Origin of the sequence: Solwaraspora sp. WMMD406 (genome assembly GCF_029626025.1) — a bacterium.
In the GTDB taxonomy this organism is placed as follows: domain Bacteria; phylum Actinomycetota; class Actinomycetes; order Mycobacteriales; family Micromonosporaceae; genus Micromonospora_E.
Map to the genome: position 1 here is coordinate 4,042,294 of NZ_JARUBF010000001.1, position 16,491 is coordinate 4,058,784.

7 protein-coding genes and 2 CRISPR repeat arrays (1 of these 9 only partly in view) are annotated in these 16,491 nt (G+C 71.2%); of the genes, 1 reads left to right on the forward strand and 6 read right to left on the reverse strand.

Features of this window, described 5'->3' with window-relative positions; translation table 11 throughout:
- A CRISPR array of direct repeats spans positions 1–626; the repeat unit is 29 nt; unit sequence CTGCTCCCCGCGTACGCGGGGATGGTCCC (it extends 501 nt beyond the left edge of the window).
- A 39-nt stretch (positions 627–665) separates the two neighbouring features.
- From O7632_RS17750 to O7632_RS17770, 5 genes are all read right to left on the reverse strand, one after another.
- Positions 666–1,871 carry an IS110 family transposase gene (locus O7632_RS17750; RefSeq protein ID WP_278115430.1) on the reverse strand — a complete coding sequence of 402 codons (1,206 nt, stop codon included), beginning with the start codon at positions 1,869–1,871 and terminating at the stop codon, positions 666–668.
- 272 nt (positions 1,872–2,143) lie between these two features.
- Complete coding sequence (locus O7632_RS17755; RefSeq protein WP_278111929.1) at positions 2,144–2,779, reverse strand: class I SAM-dependent methyltransferase family protein; 636 nt, start codon at positions 2,777–2,779, stop codon at positions 2,144–2,146.
- Positions 2,780–2,799: 20 nt separating this feature from the next.
- A complete protein-coding gene (locus tag O7632_RS17760) occupies positions 2,800–4,041 on the reverse strand; it encodes an IS110 family transposase (RefSeq protein ID WP_278111931.1) in 1,242 nt (413 codons plus the stop codon).
- 433 nt (positions 4,042–4,474) lie between these two features.
- A CRISPR array of direct repeats spans positions 4,475–12,618; the repeat unit is 29 nt; unit sequence CTGCTCCCCGCGTACGCGGGGATGGTCCC.
- A 14-nt stretch (positions 12,619–12,632) separates the two neighbouring features.
- Entirely contained in the window at positions 12,633–12,758 is a 126-nt protein-coding gene (locus tag O7632_RS17765) for a hypothetical protein (protein ID WP_278115757.1), read from the reverse strand.
- A 76-nt stretch (positions 12,759–12,834) separates the two neighbouring features.
- The gene (locus O7632_RS17770; protein WP_278115759.1) at positions 12,835–13,857 is read right to left on the reverse strand and encodes a PaaX family transcriptional regulator C-terminal domain-containing protein; all 1,023 of its coding nucleotides are present in this window, start codon (positions 13,855–13,857) and stop codon (positions 12,835–12,837) included.
- A 330-nt stretch (positions 13,858–14,187) separates the two neighbouring features.
- On the opposite strand from O7632_RS17770, the gene O7632_RS17775 reads away from it, so the two are divergent.
- A complete protein-coding gene (locus O7632_RS17775) occupies positions 14,188–15,546 on the forward strand; it encodes a PHB depolymerase family esterase (protein WP_278115761.1) in 1,359 nt (452 codons plus the stop codon).
- Positions 15,547–15,636: 90 nt separating this feature from the next.
- On the opposite strand, the gene O7632_RS17780 is transcribed toward O7632_RS17775, so the two are convergent.
- A protein-coding gene (locus tag O7632_RS17780; RefSeq protein WP_278120141.1) for an IS5 family transposase occupies positions 15,637–16,460 on the reverse strand; the annotation gives its coding sequence in 2 pieces (ribosomal slippage) (positions 15,637–16,121 and positions 16,121–16,460; 825 coding nt in all).
- Between the last annotated feature and the right edge of the window lie 31 nt (positions 16,461–16,491).

The following is a 16,491-nucleotide window of genomic DNA, read 5'->3' on the forward strand; positions in this document are numbered from 1 at the left end:
ACGCGGGGATGGTCCCTCGTGAACGACGTACGGTGTGTCGGGGCCGAGCTGCTCCCCGCGTACGCGGGGATGGTCCCTCGTCGACGCCCGGCAGATGCTGGCCGCGACCCTGCTCCCCGCGTACGCGGGGATGGTCCCGAAACGACGCTGGTCGACGGTCTGGACTACACCTGCTCCCCGCGTACGCGGGGATGGTCCCCGGCCGTGCCGGCCGGCGCGATCCGGATCGCGCTGCTCCCCGCGTACGCGGGGATGGTCCCGTGCTGCAGCGGGACACCGGGTCTGTGTGGCACTGCTCCCCGCGTACGCGGGGATGGTCCCTCGTCCTCACGGTCGAACTTGATGTCGAACATCTGCTCCCCGCGTACGCGGGGATGGTCCCTCGTGAACGACGTACGGTGTGTCGGGGCCGAGCTGCTCCCCGCGTACGCGGGGATGGTCCCGCCGTCTCGATCCGGCGTTTGAACTGGTCGACCTGCTCCCCGCGTACGCGGGGATGGTCCCGGCAGCGGGGCGGTCGCCGTGCCGAGGTCCAGCTGCTCCCCGCGTACGCGGGGATGGTCCCAGCGCGGGACAGACCGTCGACCTGGCGACGTTCTGCTCCCCGCGTACGCGGGGATGGTCCCAAGTTGACTTAGGGCCGGGGGGTGTCCCTATGGGTTCTGTCAAGCAGCGAGGCGGGGTTCGTCCGCCGGTTTGGGCTGGTATGGCCGTTGGGTGCGGAGCATGGCGTGGAGGACGTCGACGCGGCGGCGGGCGAGGCAGATGAGGGCGGCGTTGTGTTTCTTGCCCTCAGCGCGTTTGCGGTCGTAGTAGGCGCGGCTGAGCGGGTCGGCGAGAGCGGCGAACGCGGACAGGAAGAACGCGCGTTTCAGCTGCTTGTTGCCGCCCTTGGGTGGGTGTTCGCCACGGATGCTGGTGCCGGAGCGGCGGGTGACCGGGGCCAGGCCGGCGTAGGCGGCCAGGTGGCCGGGGGTGGGGAACGAGGTGCCGTCGCCGACTTCGAGCAGGATGCGGGCCGCGGTCCTGACGCCGATGCCGGGCATCGAGGTCAGGACCGGGGCAAGAGGGTGCGCATCAAGCATCCCTTCGACCTGTTCGGCGACCTGGTCGCGTTGGCGCAGCAGGTCACGCAGGTTGTCGGCGAGTCGGGGAAGGACGGTCTCGGCGGCGGTGGTGCCGGGAACCACGACGGTCTGCGCGTCGAGCGCGGTGAAGATCTGGTCGACCAGGCGGGCGCCCATGCGTGGCGCGCGGGCCTTGACGATCTCGGTGAGTTTCGCCCGGCCTGCCTTGCGGATGCCGGTGGGTCCGCCGCACCGCGAGATGGCTTCCAGGACGGCGGGGTGCTGCAGTTTCGGGCCGAGGACGCGTTCCAGGGGTGGGTGGATCTGGGTGAGCAGGCCCCGGATGCGGTTGGCGACGCGGGTGACCTCGCCGGCGAGGTCGTCGTCGTAGCCGACCATCACCTCCAGCTCGGCCAGGGCGTCGTCGCCGGTGTCGACCCGGCGCAGGGTGTGGGGCAGGGTGCGGGCGGCGTCGGCGATGACGTAGGCGTCGCGGGCGTCGGTCTTCGCGGTGCCGGGGTGCAGGTCGGCCAGGCGGCGCATGACCAGACCGGGCAGGTAGGCGACCTGGTGGCCGCAGGCGCGGGCGACCGCGACGGGCAGCGCGCCGATCGAGGCGGGCTGGTCGACCACGGCCAGGATCTGGCCGTGCCGGGCGAGTTTGTCGAACAGTTTCCGCAGCCCGGTTTCGGTGTTGGGCAGCGTCGCGTCGTGCAGCCGCTTGCCGTCGCGGTTCAACGCGACCGCGTGGTGTCCTTCCTTGCCGACGTCGAGTCCGATGAAGACGCCGAACCCGTCGTGCACAGCTTGCCTCCTCACGGCGATGGCCTGGCTCGGCCGCTGGTCATAGCGTCGGACTGCCGGCATCCACGTTACGGAGAGACCTACCCCACGACGGGGTGGCCGGGTCCCTATCAGCGGTCCGCCGACGCCACCCGGCTCGGCGACAACACCCCCCGGATCATGCGTACGACAGGGGCATTCAGTCATACCGAGCCGGGCGACCGAGCAGTCCCCGGCTGGGGACGATCAAAAAGACCTCCGATCTCCGGAAGCGTCAAGTCGTCGGTTCGCCGTCAGGTGATGAACTGGAAGATCTTGCCGGTCTCCAGCGGCTGTGGGGTGCCGGTGAAGCGGTGAACGCCGACGGAGAACAGCACGTCGTCGGGTGCGGTGAAAGCCTGTTCGGCGAACCCTGCGTCGGCCAGCCACCTTCGGACCGCCGGTGTCAGGTCGGGTGCTCGTCGTGTCCTGGTCCAGATCACTGTGGCGTCGGCAGCGCAGATCTGCGGCAGCGCGTGAATGGTGGTGTGGGCGTCGGCGTCGCTGATGTTGCCCAGGACGCCTGCCATGATGACCAGGTCGGCGGGCACCGCCTGCCGGTATGAGGCGAGGTCACCGGCGTCGGCCTGCCCGACGGTCACCGTGTCGAGGCCTTCGGCGATTGCTCGGGTCCGGGCCGCGGCGACGTTGCGCGGTTCGTACTCGAGCAGCGTGGCGCTGACTCGCACGGCGTCCTGGCGCGACGCCAGCACGGTGAGAATGTCGTGACCTTGGCCGGCGCACATGCTGAGCACGGACACCGGTTCGCCAGGTCGCTCATCGAGCCACGCGGCGATGTGCTGCTGGACCAGCTTCAGTCGGCGTGCCAGGGGCGAGCCGGGGTCGGTGTAAGGGCTGTGCCAGGCGTACCAGTCCTTGCCGTCGTTCATGGGCGCCGAGTTTGCCAGTGTCACTGCGCAGCGGCGGGTGCGGGCATGCCGATCGTGGGGAAGGCCTTGCCGGGGTGGTAGAGCTGTCCTGTTGCGAGGCAGTGGTGCAGGCAGCCGAGGAGCCGGTTGAACAGGTGGCGTAGTGCGGCGGGATGTCGGTCGCCGTGGTCGCGGCGGCGCTGGTAGTGCTGTTTGGCGGGTTCGGCGTGGGTAGCGGCGACGAAGGCCCACAGATATCCGGCGGCGGCGAGCCGATCGTTCTTCACCTTGCGGTGGGTGATGGAGATGCTGCGCCCGGACGCGCGGGTGACCGGGGCCGCGCCGGCGTAGGCCTTCAGAGCGCGGGCATCGGCGAACCGGGCGCGGTCGTCGCCGATCTCGGCCAGAACGCGGGCACCGGTCACGTCGGCCAGACCGGGGAAGCTTGTCACGATCGCGTGGTCCGGGTGCTGGCGGAACGCTTCGCTGGCGGCCTCGGCAAGCGAATCAACACTGGCGCATTCGACGTTCAGCGTCGCGAGCAGTGCCAGCGCCTGGATGCCCATGGCTTCCTCCACGACGTCCGGCTGACGCAGTTGCGGACGGCGCAGCGCCTGCTGCAGCTCGGCGGCCAGGTCCTCGACGCCACGCCGTCGGCCGCCGCGGCGTAGGGCGGCGGCGATCCGAGTTGTGGACAGCTTCGCCGCAGCTGCGGGCGTGGATGCGGCGGCCAGCACCGCACGGGCGTCCGCGCTGGTCAGGTTGCCCTTCCTGCCGTTGAACGCGGCGAGGAACGTGGGGAAGTACTCCCGCAGCAGTGACCGCAGCTCGTTCGAGGCCCGGGTTCGCCGCCAGGTGGCGTCCTGGTGGGCCCGGGCCAGCACCGCGACCGCCTGAACCAGTTCGCTGTCGTGCGGCAGCGGCCGGTGAGCGTGGGCGTCGGTGCGCAGGATGTTGGCCAGCACCACCGCGTCGGCGTGGTCGGACTTCTTGCGTGACACCGAGTGCCGCTCCCGGTAGCGGGCCACCGCCATCGGGTTGATCGAGTACACCCGCCGCCCACTTACGCGCAGCGCCGCGACCAGCAGGCCACGCGGGGTCTCGATCGCCACCGGGATCGGCTCCTCGGCGCTGTCACCGGCGGCGGCCAGCATCTCGACCAGCGTGGTGAATCCGTCCACGTCGTCGCCGATGCGACCCTTGGCAACCAGGCGACCGTGCTCGTCGACCAGGGCAATATCGTGATGCCGTTCTGACCAGTCGATGCCGCAGTACACCGCCAACTCCTACTCCTCCCTCGCCTGCCCATCGGGCATGCAACCCTGGCGGAAACGCGCGGCGCCCTAATGACGAGGCTCTGTGGCCTACCCTCCGATGAGCCGTTCGCGATCCCAGCGACCCGCACGGTCCCGGTCTTCGCAGTAAGAGCTCGTCGGCTCCCGGTATGCGAGGTGTTCGCCGTGCGGGCGGGCTGCAACCACGATCAACATCCTGCCCAAGGTCACGAGGTGGTCCGGCACCGCCGAGATCCGCCGGTCTTGCACGAGACCTGACACGGTCCAGAGGTGTGCAGGCGTGAACTCAGCGAGCCGGACCACCACACGAACGACTCGCCGAGCCCACGCTGCCGATCTTTTTGGAGACCTCAAGGGCCGGGTAACGGGCAGGCATCCCGTGGTCCACGGCGGGCCGTTCGGGATTCATTAGGTAACGGGGCTGCTCCCCGCGTACGCGGGGATGGTCCGACCGGGCGACCGACCAGACCACGGGGGAGTACTGCTCCCCGCGTACGCGGGGATGGTCCCCCCAGGCCGCCGAGCGCCAGACAGGTGAGGTCCTGCTCCCCGCGTACGCGGGGATGGTCCCCGGGCAGCGGCGAACAGCAGGAACGGCGCCACCTGCTCCCCGCGTACGCGGGGATGGTCCCTCGTCGATCGGGTTCGGGTAGCGATGCCACACCTGCTCCCCGCGTACGCGGGGATGGTCCCCGGTCCATGCCGTCGCCGGCCCGGTCCGCCATCTGCTCCCCGCGTACGCGGGGATGGTCCCGCGGCCGTCGAAGACATCTGCGCGAAGTCGCCCTGCTCCCCGCGTACGCGGGGATGGTCCCATGCTGACCGCGCGCGCGACCGCCGAGGTGTGCTGCTCCCCGCGTACGCGGGGATGGTCCCGACCCCGACCCGACAACACGGGCGGTGATCTGCTGCTCCCCGCGTACGCGGGGATGGTCCCCGCCGCTCCAGGCCGCGCTCCAACTCCTCGGCCTGCTCCCCGCGTACGCGGGGATGGTCCCTCGACGTACGCCAGCCGGGGCGCGCCCGCCAACTGCTCCCCGCGTACGCGGGGATGGTCCCGGGCAGCTGCGGGAGACGCGGGCGTGGACGGACTGCTCCCCGCGTACGCGGGGATGGTCCCCGGGACAAGGCCAGCGACGGGACGATCGGCGACTGCTCCCCGCGTACGCGGGGATGGTCCCGGCCGACAGGTCGTCGACCTCGATGTACGGCACTGCTCCCCGCGTACGCGGGGATGGTCCCACGGCCGACGCGGCGGAGGTCCTGACGGTCCGCTGCTCCCCGCGTACGCGGGGATGGTCCCTGGTGCTGGTCGACCGCGACCGCTGGGACACCCTGCTCCCCGCGTACGCGGGGATGGTCCCGGGGGCAGGGTGCGCGTGTGGGATCGGGCCGACTGCTCCCCGCGTACGCGGGGATGGTCCCGAGATCGGCGCCTACTCGGGCAAACGCTGGATCTGCTCCCCGCGTACGCGGGGATGGTCCCCCGAACGGGCGGCGGTCGTCGTCGCCGCGCGGCTGCTCCCCGCGTACGCGGGGATGGTCCCGGGGCGCGACTGATCCTCGCGGATCTGGTCGACTGCTCCCCGCGTACGCGGGGATGGTCCCCGCCCGAGCGGCGCGGCGGTCGGCGCGACGAACTGCTCCCCGCGTACGCGGGGATGGTCCCCTCCATGGCCCGTACTGATGGCCGAGGTGGTACTGCTCCCCGCGTACGCGGGGATGGTCCCATGGCCGCTTCCGGCTCAAGCCGCAATTGGTTCTGCTCCCCGCGTACGCGGGGATGGTCCCACGGCGACCAGGCCGACCAGCGCCAGAATGACCTGCTCCCCGCGTACGCGGGGATGGTCCCGAAGATGACGGTACGTCCCTGGGCTGTGACTCCTGCTCCCCGCGTACGCGGGGATGGTCCCAGCCGGATCTACCTTCCGGTGGCCGGGTTCTGCTGCTCCCCGCGTACGCGGGGATGGTCCCCCGATGCCGGCGCACGTACGCGGCCGCCTCGTCTGCTCCCCGCGTACGCGGGGATGGTCCCGCGAACAGGTCGCCGCCGCGAAGAAGAAGGAACTGCTCCCCGCGTACGCGGGGATGGTCCCCGGTCCCCGCGCGGGGACGGCGAACCTCAGACCTGCTCCCCGCGTACGCGGGGATGGTCCGGCGTCGACGTACCAGTCGACCATGGTCACTCCCTGCTCCCCGCGTACGCGGGGATGGTCCCCGGCAGACCTGCGACCGCTTCGAGACCGTCACCTGCTCCCCGCGTACGCGGGGATGGTCCCATCATCGACGAGGCGCTGTTTTACACGCCTGACTGCTCCCCGCGTACGCGGGGATGGTCCCGGCTGGTTGGCTACCGAGCCGGCCTACCCCGGCTGCTCCCCGCGTACGCGGGGATGGTCCCCAGCATCATCACCACCCCGGCAGCGGCACCGTCTGCTCCCCGCGTACGCGGGGATGGTCCTCCACCAACCGCATCACACTCGCCGATTTCGTTCTGCTCCCCGCGTACGCGGGGATGGTCCCTGGGCGACCGGGTCGGCCCTGTCGAGCAGGGCCTGCTCCCCGCGTACGCGGGGATGGTCCCGATCCACAGGGTGTCGTCGTTGGGCTTCACGCCTGCTCCCCGCGTACGCGGGGATGGTCCCTCGTCGGCCATCCCCAGATGCAGCGTCTTGCCCTGCTCCCCGCGTACGCGGGGATGGTCCCGTGGAGAGCCGCAGCGCGCATCTGCTGGTGTACTGCTCCCCGCGTACGCGGGGATGGTCCCGGGACCCGGTGGCCACCGGTGGCGGCCGCCCCCTGCTCCCCGCGTACGCGGGGATGGTCCCAGGACGTCGACGAGCTGACCATCGACACGAACCTGCTCCCCGCGTACGCGGGGATGGTCCCCCGCTGTACGCGCTGGCGATCAAGGCGCTCGGCTGCTCCCCGCGTACGCGGGGATGGTCCCGGGCTGGCGTCGCCGGTCAGCGACGGCAGGAACTGCTCCCCGCGTACGCGGGGATGGTCCCGACAGGTTGTTCCAGCCGGAGATGACCCGGTTCTGCTCCCCGCGTACGCGGGGATGGTCCCCCAATATCGGGATAACGTCCCGCTGAGCGGGTCTGCTCCCCGCGTACGCGGGGATGGTCCCTGCGACTCCTCCGGAGCCACCTGGATCGTCTTCTGCTCCCCGCGTACGCGGGGATGGTCCCCGGCCGCCGGACATGTCACCAGCGGCGCACGCCTGCTCCCCGCGTACGCGGGGATGGTCCCCCCCAGCCAGGAGGCGACCATGGCGGCAATCCCTGCTCCCCGCGTACGCGGGGATGGTCCCTGGTCGGCGTCTTGGATGCCGTCTCCGCCCTCCTGCTCCCCGCGTACGCGGGGATGGTCCCGTACCGCACCTCCACAGAATCACGCCACACGACTGCTCCCCGCGTACGCGGGGATGGTCCCGATCTCCTTCTGCCTGCCCCGGCGTGTTCGCTCTGCTCCCCGCGTACGCGGGGATGGTCCCCCCGGCCCGGCCGGCCACCCGGCGACCGCCCGCTGCTCCCCGCGTACGCGGGGATGGTCCCTCGCGGGACATCTCCGCGAGGCGCAGGAACCCCTGCTCCCCGCGTACGCGGGGATGGTCCGTCGGCCGGGCAGGCCAAGTGGGACATCGTCGGCTGCTCCCCGCGTACGCGGGGATGGTCCCTCCTCGGGAGCGGGTTCGCCGCCGGCGCCGTCCTGCTCCCCGCGTACGCGGGGATGGTCCCTTCAGCGGGAACGCCAACCGCAGCGAGGCCGCCTGCTCCCCGCGTACGCGGGGATGGTCCCACGGCGGCGATCCTGAGCGCGGGTCGCGGCCGCTGCTCCCCGCGTACGCGGGGATGGTCCCTCTCGGCGGCCAGCACCAAGTGCCGGGCGGGACTGCTCCCCGCGTACGCGGGGATGGTCCCCACCCAAGCGGCGACCACAAGAGACCACGACGCTGCTCCCCGCGTACGCGGGGATGGTCCCACGTGCAATCTGTCAGTGCCGAGGGCGTTCGTCTGCTCCCCGCGTACGCGGGGATGGTCCCCGGAGGACGACATGCCGCTCAGCAGCACCGAGCTGCTCCCCGCGTACGCGGGGATGGTCCCGCGCTCTCCCGGTAGGCGTCGATCCACTGCGACTGCTCCCCGCGTACGCGGGGATGGTCCCGAGCGTTGGAGCAGGCGATCGACGACGCCAAGCTGCTCCCCGCGTACGCGGGGATGGTCCCCAGTAGGTCGTGGCGCTGCTGCGGTTGGGGTACTGCTCCCCGCGTACGCGGGGATGGTCCCCACCGGGCCAGCGTGTACACGCCGAACCGGTACTGCTCCCCGCGTACGCGGGGATGGTCCCGCGGGCAAGATCGGCCTGATGGCGTCGGCGGACTGCTTCCCGCGTACGCGGGGATGGTCCTGCTTCGCCGTGGTCGATCGCGGAGATACGGCCCTGCTCCCCGCGTACGCGGGGATGGTCCCTACAGCAGCAGCCGGCATCGGTTCCCCTGCAGCTGCTCCCCGCGTACGCGGGGATGGTCCCGTCTTGCTGGCGATAAGAACGCCCGTATCGTCCTGCTCCCCGCGTACGCGGGGATGGTCCCAGTTCGGCTGGATGGATCCCAACGACACCGACCTGCTCCCCGCGTAGCGGGGATGGTCCCAGCCGGTGCCGGACCTGCCGATGAGACGAGAGCTGCTCCCCGCGTACGCGGGGATGGTCCTCCAGGACTTCCACATGGACACGCGGGGGTGGTCTGCTCCCCGCGTACGCGGGGATGGTCCCGGTGGCTGCGGCTGTTTCGGGGTCATCACCGACTGCTCCCCGCGTACGCGGGGATGGTCCTCCAGGACTTCCACATGGACACGCGGGGGTGGTCTGCTCCCCGCGTACGCGGGGATGGTCCCGGTGGCTGCGGCTGTTTCGGGGTCATCACCGACTGCTCCCCGCGTACGCGGGGATGGTCCCGTGGGAATGCAGCAGCTTACCGAGTATTGGCACTGCTCCCCGCGTACGCGGGGATGGTCCCTCGCTGGCCCCGGCGGCGGTGCACTCGGTCGGCTGCTCCCCGCGTACGCGGGGATGGTCCCAGGTCGCCATCCCTGACGGACTGGAAGGGCACCTGCTCCCCGCGTACGCGGGGATGGTCCCGCGGGCAGGCCGGTGTCCGCGCCCACGTCGGTCTGCTCCCCGCGTACGCGGGGATGGTCCCGGCGGGTCGTCAATCAAGGACCAGGTCAGCCGCTGCTCCCCGCGTACGCGGGGATGGTCCCGAGCCCGGAGTGGGCCTGTTCCATTGCGTGGGCTGCTCCCCGCGTACGCGGGGATGGTCCCCTGCGCGGGCGGAACCTGGGCGACGTCACCGCCTGCTCCCCGCGTACGCGGGGATGGTCCCTACGCCGGCGGGCGGGCGGGCAGCCGGTACGCCTGCTCCCCGCGTACGCGGGGATGGTCCCCGGGTCGCGAGACTGGCGCACCTTGACGTCGGCTGCTCCCCGCGTACGCGGGGATGGTCCCTGTCGAAGCGGGGCGTCGACCTGGGCGACCACCTGCTCCCCGCGTACGCGGGGATGGTCCCTGGCCCGGCCGTGGGACGCCAGCTCGGGGTTCCTGCTCCCCGCGTACGCGGGGATGGTCCCTCGTCTCGCGCCGGCCGGGCCACCCGGCCGGCCTGCTCCCCGCGTACGCGGGGATGGTCCCGGCGACCCGGTCGGCGGCGATCTCCCACCCGGCTGCTCCCCGCGTACGCGGGGATGGTCCCGTCACCATGGTCCGGCCCGGCTCGACCTGGTGCTGCTCCCCGCGTACGCGGGGATGGTCCCCGTCATCTCCCGAATTGCGCGCTCCAGCGGATCTGCTCCCCGCGTACGCGGGGATGGTCCCTCGACCGCGCCCCGCTTCTTCCCGAAGGAGTGCTGCTCCCCGCGTACGCGGGGATGGTCCGCCGGCCGCCACGAAGGTCGCCGACGAGGTGATCTGCTCCCCGCGTACGCGGGGATGGTCCCCCCAGAGTGGTCTTGCCGCAATCGGTGGGTCCGAGCACTGCTCCCCGCGTACGCGGGGATGGTCCCACAGGAACGCCTGCTGCAGGATCCCGGTGAACCTGCTCCCCGCGTACGCGGGGATGGTCCCACCTGCCGCAGATGCGGATCGTCGATGTCGGGCTGCTCCCCGCGTACGCGGGGATGGTCCCCGGTCCCGCCGATGGTTCCGGAAACGTTGAACCTGCTCCCCGCGTACGCGGGGATGGTCCAGGAGCGATCATTATGAACACGGAACCGCGCGCTGCTCCCCGTGTACGCGGGGATGGTCCCAACCCCTGCGACATGGCGGGCTGCGACCGCACCTGCTCCCCGCGTACGCGGGGATGGTCCCTGGGACAGGTACTGTGTCACGCCATCCGCCGCCTGCTCCCCGCGTACGCGGGGATGGTCCTCGCTGGGTATGCCGGCTCGACAGCCAGCCAGCCTGCTCCCCGCGTACGCGGGGATGGTCCCGTCGGAGCGACTCGCTGCTCCCAGTCGACGAACTGCTCCCCGCGTACGCGGGGATGGTCCCTCGTCTCCGCCCACGCGCCCCACGTGGCTCACCTGCTCCCCGCGTACGCGGGGATGGTCCCAGCCTCCGCCCTGTCGGCACTCGCCGCACCTCCTGCTCCCCGCGTACGCGGGGATGGTCCCTGGCCGCGCGCTCCGGAGTTGTGAAGCAGGTCCTGCTCCCCGCGTACGCGGGGATGGTCCACTCTTGGCCGGCCTGTCCGCCGAACTGGTCGACCTGCTCCCCGCGTACGCGGGGATGGTCCCGCGGCGACGTCTACGGGCACGCCCAGTTCGACCTGCTCCCCGCGTACGCGGGGATGGTCCCGTCAACGGCCGGGTCACGCCGCCCCGCCTGTCCTGCTCCCCGCGTACGCGGGGATGGTCCCGCGCCCGCCTCCGCCTCGCAGCAGCCCGCGAACTGCTCCCCGCGTACGCGGGGATGGTCCCGCGCCCGCCTCCGCCTCGCAGCAGCCCGCGAACTGCTCCCCGCGTACGCGGGGATGGTCCCGTGCCGGGGTCACCCTGCCCGGTCTCGACGTACTGCTCCCCGCGTACGCGGGGATGGTCCCGGAATTCTGGAAGTCGGAAGCAATCGCCATACTGCTCCCCGCGTACGCGGGGATGGTCCCCACACCAGGCCCCGGTCGGGGTCGTAGTCCCGCTGCTCCCCGCGTACGCGGGGATGGTCCCGCAGCTGGTGTGGGACCGGGACCCGGCCACATCTGCTCCCCGCGTACGCGGGGATGGTCCCTGCTGCGCGGCGGCGAGCCGGTCGATTCTGGCCTGCTCCCCGCGTACGCGGGGATGGTCCCTGGGCGGCTCCGACGCGCCCCCGGAGGCGGTGCTGCTCCCCGCGTACGCGGGGATGGTCCCTACGGCGCCGCCACGACCAGCTCGTCGACGACCTGCTCCCCGCGTACGCGGGGATGGTCCCGCACGGCGTAGCGTCGCGTAGGAGCCGCCCGCCTGCTCCCCGCGTACGCGGGGATGGTCCCGCACGGCGTAGCGTCGCGTAGGAGCCGCCCGCCTGCTCCCCGCGTACGCGGGGATGGTCCCAGGTGCGATGCCTGACTGTACGCCCATAGTGGCTGCTCCCCGCGTACGCGGGGATGGTCCCGAGCGGTCGTACCCCGACGTCGACTACCACGTCTGCTCCCCGCGTACGCGGGGATGGTCCCGCCGGCACGGGGTCCGCCGTCACTACGCCGCCCTGCTCCCCGCGTACGCGGGGATGGTCCCTACGGCCGATCGCCGATCGCGGAGGGCTGGCGCTGCTCCCCGCGTACGCGGGGATGGTCCCGCCACCGCCACCAGCCGGGAATCCCGCTCGGTCTGCTCCCCGCGTACGCGGGGATGGTCCCAGGGCGATACGCGCCCCGAGCGGAAGTTGGTCCTGCTCCCCGCGTACGCGGGGATGGTCCCGCATGCGCCTAGCTGACTGGGCGAGGTACGAGCTGCTCCCCGCGTACGCGGGGATGGTCCCGCCACCGCCACCAGCCGGGAATCCCGCTCGGTCTGCTCCCCGCGTACGCGGGGATGGTCCCAACGGCGAGGGTCGTGGGAGTGCAGGGTGGGGCTGCTCCCCGCGTACGCGGGGATGGTCCCCCGGCCACCTGCACCACGACGGTCCCCAACTGCTGCTCCCCGCGTACGCGGGGATGGTCCCGGGATGTCGACCTCGGCGGGCCGACCCGAGCGCTGCTCCCCGCGTACGCGTGGATGGTCCCCGACCACCCCGACCACCCGCCGCTGTCCACTCCTGCTCCCCGCGTACGCGGGGATGGTCCTGAACTGGTCTGGACACAGACAGCGGTGACCAACTGCTTCCCGCGTACGCGGGGATGGTCCCTTGTACGGCGACGTGCTGGACATCGGCCGGGACTGCTCCCCGCGTACGCGGGGATGGTCCCTCGCGGTAGGTGAGGGCGGGGCGGAGCCGGGACTGCTCCCCGCGTAGGCGGGGGTGGTCCGGTTGCGATCCTTACCGGATCCGGGGACCCGGTTTGCTCCCCGCGTACGCGGGGATGTCCCAGGCCGTACGGCTGGTCAGTTGGACCAGGTGAAGCCGGCGACGGTCCAGACAGTCTGGGCCTGGGCGAGGTTGACCACGACTGCCACGGCGACGGCGGCGAGGAGCGCGGTGGCGGCTCTGGCCATGCTTCGCAGGTTCATGACGGACTCCTGTCCGGACGATGATTGCTCTGTAGTGGACAGCGTACGCCGCGTCGTCGGCGCGGTCACCGGTTCGTCACGCGGTCGCCGTACCGATGGTGTCCGGGATGTCGTCGCCGTCCGGTGACGTGCCGGAGCGGGTGGTGTTCCGTACGCCGGCGAGCAGGTCGGCGGTGAGGTGGGCCTGGACGCCGGGTTGCGCGTTGCCGTCGAATCGGGCGATGACCGCTTTGACGTGTTCCTCCGCGATCCGGGCGAGGCCGTCGTAGACGGCGGCGAACACTTGCCGGGCGGGTTCCCGCAGCCAGCCCGCCGGCAGCAGCGACAACGGCAGCTGCGGGTCGAGGGTGGGGAAGCGGCGGTAGGTGTCCATGACCTCGGTGCGGGCCCGGACCGCTTCCGTGCCGCTGACCTGCCCGGACCGAATCCGGTCCAGGAGCGGGCTCCATCGTTGGAGGAAGTCCTCGTACTGTTTGCCGATGGCGGCGATGTCCCAGGCGTCGATCGGGTCGCGGCTGCTGATGGCGTCGAATTCGACCCGGTGGCCACGGAACACGGTGACGGTGCCGAGGGTGAGTTGGGTCAGGTGCGCCCGGACCAGCGGTGCCAGTTCGTACGGTGAGATCCACAGTCCGTCGTACAGCGGTGCGTAGCCGAGCCAGCGGAGTCGGCCGCGTAGCGCGCGGCGCTGGGCGCTGCGTTCCTGCGGCAGGGAGAAGGCGATCAGGGTCCAGCGTTCGTCCCACGACGGTGTCGTGGCGGTCGAGGCGACGATCCAGCTGCCGCCGACGGACAGGCTGTGGGCGGCCTGCTGGCTGAGCCGGTAGGAGCTGTTGCGTCCGTGTCGGCTGCCGTCGAGGATGCCGCGTCGGGCGAGTCGGCTGATCGCCGTACGGGCGCCGGTGGGGCTGACGTCGGCTTCGGCAAGCAGCGCGACGATCGCCGCCGACGGGACCGAGGCGCGGGATCGCAGGGTGTAGTCGGCGAGCAGGGTGACCGCGAGCCCTTGTGGTGAGTTCCCGTTTTGTCGTCGGGGCAGCCGTACGGCGTTCTCCTCGTCGTCGGGGTAGATCTCCTCGATGGTGAACGGGTGTGGCACAAGGGCTCCCGGGCTCGGCTCGGGGGAGGGCGGTACCGACTGTAGACGGCGTCCTCGCGGCCCGGATCGGGTGCGCTCCCGCCACCACCCGCATCATAGAACAATCTCGATTGACACTTGTCGGACCGAGGGGAACACTATGTGCCATACATTGCCGCGCGGGCAGGGCATGGGCACGACGAGCGGACAGCACATCCGGGCCGGGCAGCCCAGACACCGCACCGCAATCCGTAGTGGGCACGGCGTGACCGACGTGGGGATCCGGGCAGCCCCGCGCCGGCACGCACGCGGCCGACTTCGCCCGCGAGGGCGAGTGAAGGAGTCTTCCGGATGAGAATCAGACGCAAACTGCTGGCCGGCATGGCCGTGTCACTGGTGACGGCCGGCCTCGTCATCCCCGCGTTGCAACCGGCGTACGCGGCGTCGTTGGTCGAGGTGACCAACTTCGGCAACAACCCGGGCAACATGAGGATGCACATCTACGTGCCGGACAATCGTCCGGCCAACCCGGCGATCGTGGTGGCCATGCACGGCTGCGGCGGCACCGGTCCCGCCTTCTACTCGGGCAGCGAGTTCGCCTCCCAGGCCGACCGGTACGGGTTCATCGTCATCTACCCGAGCGCGACCCAGCAGGCCGGTTTCGGCAACTGCTTCGACACCTGGTCGGACGCGGCCAAGCGGCGCGGCGGCGGCAGCGACCCGGTCTCGATCGTGTCGATGGTCAACTACGCCCAGCAGCAGTACCGGGGTGACCCCAACCGGGTCTACGCCACCGGCAGTTCGTCCGGCGGCATGATGACCAACCACATGCTGGCCGTCTACCCGGACGTGTTCAAGGCCGGCGCGGCGTTCATGGGTGTGCCCTACAACTGTTTCGCCAACGCCGCCGACTACCCACCGGGCAGCAGCCAGTGCACCGGCGGCAACATGAACCGGATCCCGCAGCAGTGGGGTGACGCGGTCCGTCAGCAGGCGTACCCGGGTTACTCCGGCACCCGGCCCCGGGTGCAGCTGTGGCACGGCACCAACGACACCCTGGTGCCGTACAACCTGCTGCAGGAGAGCATCGAGCAATGGACCAACGTGTTCGGGCTGAGCCAGACACCGACCTCCACCGACACGCCGCAGCCCGGCTGGAACCGCCGCCGCTACGCCGACAACAGCGGCACCGTCCAGGTGGAGGCGTACGCCATCCAGGGTGCGGGGCACAGCCTGCCCAGCGGTGGCATGGCCGCCGCCGCCGTGCAGTTCTTCGGCCTGACCAGCCAGCCCAGCCCGACGACGGCACCGCCGACCACGGCACCGCCCACCACGGCGCCGCCCACGACCGCGCCACCCACGACCGCGCCGCCGACCACACCGCCGCCGTCCGGTGCGTGCCGGGTCTCGGTCGCCCTCGACGCGTGGAACAACGGGCTGGTCACCAACCTCACCGTCACCAACACCGGCTCCAGCACCATCAACGGTTGGTCGCTGGTCTTCACCCTGCCGGGCGGCCAGAACATCATCTCGGGCTGGAACGCCGCCTACTCGCCGTCGTCCGGGCAGGTGACGGCCAGGAACGCTTTCTACAACGGCACCATCCCGCCCGGTGGTACGACGTCGCTCGGCTTCCAGGCCACCCACACCGGCAATTCCGCCAGGCCGACCTCGTACACCCTCAACGGCGCGGCCTGCACGATCGCCTGACCGACAGCGGTCGCCCGATCGGCAGCTGATCCGGTCGACATGCGACCTCGTCGACCATCGTGCGCCCCGGTGGCTGGTTTAGACCGTGTGTCAGTAGGGGTTGTTGCTGGTCAACAGGTTAAGTCGGTCGGCGCGGCGGTAGCAGATCAGAGCGCATGCCAGGTGGAGGAATCCGAGGTAGTGGGAAGCCTTGCGGTCGTAGCGGCGGACCAGCCGTCGGAACCGGGTCATCCATTCGAGGCAGCGTTCGATGACGTAGCGGTGCCGGCCCAGCCGCTTCGACGACTCGATGCCCTTGCGCGCGATCCGTGCGACGATGCCGCGTTCGCGCAGGAGGTCGCGGCATTCGGGGTAGTCGTAGCCCTTGTCGCCGTGGAGTTTGCCCGGTCGTCTACGCGGCCGGCCGACCGGTTGACGCACTGGTGTGACGCCGTCGACCATGTCCTCGAGCATCCGGTGGTCGTTGAGGTTCGCGGCGGAGACGCCCACGTGCAGCGGCAACCCGCCCCGGTCGCTCATGGCGTGGATCTTGGAGCCGGGCTTGCCCCGGTCCACCGGGCTGGGCCCGGTCAGGTCCCCCTTTTCACCGCGCGTACGTGCATGCTGTCGACACTCACCCTCGACCAGTCGATCCGCCCGGCCGCGCCGAGGACATCGAGCGTCGCCCGGTGCAGGGCGGTCATCACCCCGGCCTCGACCCATTCGGCGAACCGGCGGTGCGCGGTTCGCCAGTGGACCGGGAACGAGGCGGGCAGCTTGCGCCACGAGCAGCCGGACTCCAGTACGTACAGGATCGCCGCGAGCATCGCCCGGTCATCGGTCCGCCGCCGGCCGCCGCCCTGGTGCCTTTCCGGGTGCGGCGGCAGCAACGGCAGCGCGAGGTGCCACAACGCGTCGGGGCAGTACTTCTCCACGTCATCCACACCACGTCAACGAATGACCTTG